At 62.2% G+C, this 1,591-nt stretch carries 3 protein-coding genes; 2 read left to right on the top strand and 1 reads right to left on the bottom strand.

The features are described from left to right. Positions 1–247, top strand: a 247-nt coding sequence (locus tag EN906_RS33550; protein WP_164777583.1) for an FAD-binding oxidoreductase, incomplete at its 5' end; no start/stop codon positions are given. Between the two features lie 193 nt (positions 248–440). Here the strand turns inward: EN906_RS33550 and EN906_RS33545 are convergent. Then, entirely contained in the window at positions 441–866 is a 426-nt protein-coding gene (locus EN906_RS33545) for a GNAT family N-acetyltransferase (protein ID WP_127271072.1), read from the bottom strand. Between the two features lie 127 nt (positions 867–993). Between EN906_RS33545 and leuD the strand changes: the two genes are divergently transcribed. Continuing rightward, the coding region (gene leuD, locus EN906_RS33540; RefSeq protein WP_127375746.1) for a 3-isopropylmalate dehydratase small subunit at positions 994–1,591 on the top strand (598 nt) is incomplete at its 3' end.

The raw sequence follows: 1,591 nt of genomic DNA, 5'->3' as shown, positions 1-1,591 counted from the left end.
CGCCTGGGCCGGCCACTACGACTACAACACGCTCGACCAGAACGCGGTGATCGGTCCGCATCCCGAAGTCGGCAATTTCATCTTCGCCAACGGATTCTCCGGCCACGGCCTGCAGCAGGCGCCGGCGGTCGGCAAGGCGCTGGCCGAACTGATCGTTCATGGCGGCTATCGCACGGTGGATTGTTCGGCGTTTGGCTATGGTCGAGTCGCGGAAGGGCGGGCGTTCCGGGAATTGAACGTGATTTGAGCGTTGGCGTTTCCTTCTCCCCCTGTGGGAGAAGGTGTCGCCGAAGGCGACGGATGAGGGGTGTTCCAGGGAACGCCAACGCCTCACTCCGCTGGAACACCCCTCATCCGTCTCGGCGCTGCGCGCCGATCCACCTTCTCCCACAGGGGGAGAAGGCAAGGCGCGCTTCTCTCGTTCCCCAACCAGAGAGATCTCAGCCCTTGCGGTCGAACCAGAATGCATCCGCCATGCGCTTCATGCCGATACGTTCGTAGAAGCCGACGGCGTCGGGCATGGAGATCAGGCTGATGGCGACCGACGGTCCAAGCTGCCGGCGCGCCTCGTCCATCAGGCCCTTGCCGATGCCGAGCCCCTGTGCCGATCGGGAAACGGCGAGTTCGGAGATGTAGCAGACCCAGGAGAAGTCGGTGATGCCTCTGATCACGCCGACCAGCGGCTTGCCTTCGACGTCGAGACGCGCGGTCAGCACCAGATTGGCGCCCGACAGCATCGCCCGCAGGCGTGCTTCATCATCGACCGGCCGTGTCTCGCCGAGGCCGGATTCGACCAGCACACGCCGGAATTCGGCGATGTCGAGCGCGGGTTCACGCGCATAGAGGACGTGTGCGTTTTCTGCCATGGCCGCCAGACTGCACCATCGGGCTGGCTTGTGCCACTGTGCACGAACAGTTGCCTTTTATTTGCTGCCGGCTTTGTGTAAACCGTGCCTCAGCAATCCCCCCGCAACGAAAACACGGGCAAAAGCCATGGAAAAGTTCACCAAGCTCACCGGCGTCGCCGCTCCGATGCCGATCGTCAATGTCGACACCGACATGATCATCCCGAAGGATTACCTCAAGACGATCAAGCGCACCGGGCTCGGCACCGGCCTGTTCGCCGAAATGCGCTACAAGGATGACGGCTCGGAAAATCCGGATTTCGTGCTCAACAAGCCGGCCTACCGCAAGGCGCAGATCCTGGTTGCCGGCGACAATTTCGGCTGCGGTTCCAGCCGCGAGCACGCACCATGGGCGCTGCTCGACTTCGGCATTCGCTGCGTCATCTCGACCTCGTTCGCCGACATTTTCTACAACAACTGCTTCAAGAACGGCATTTTGCCGATCACCGTCAGCCCCGAGGATCTCGAGAAGCTGATGGATGACGCCTCGCGCGGTTCCAATGCCACAGTGTCGGTCGACCTCGAAGCCAAGGAAATCCGCGGTCCCGACGGCGGTGTCGTCACCTTCGACCTCGACGACTTCAAGCGGCACTGCCTGCTCAACGGTCTCGACGACATCGGCCTGACCATGGAGAAGGCCGATGTCGTCGAGACCGTTGAGCAGGCAGTGCCGCTTGAAGTCGTCG

This window comes from Mesorhizobium sp. M7A.F.Ca.CA.004.06.1.1 (genome assembly GCF_003999135.1).
Lineage (GTDB): Bacteria > Pseudomonadota > Alphaproteobacteria > Rhizobiales > Rhizobiaceae > Mesorhizobium.
This window is presented reverse-complemented; position numbering and strand designations above follow the sequence as displayed.

Excerpts from the sequence above, each read along its gene's own strand:
- EN906_RS33545 (WP_127271072.1), bottom strand. The coding sequence starts at position 866 with ATGGCAGAAAACGCACACGTCCTCTATGCGCGTGAACCCGCGCTCGAC.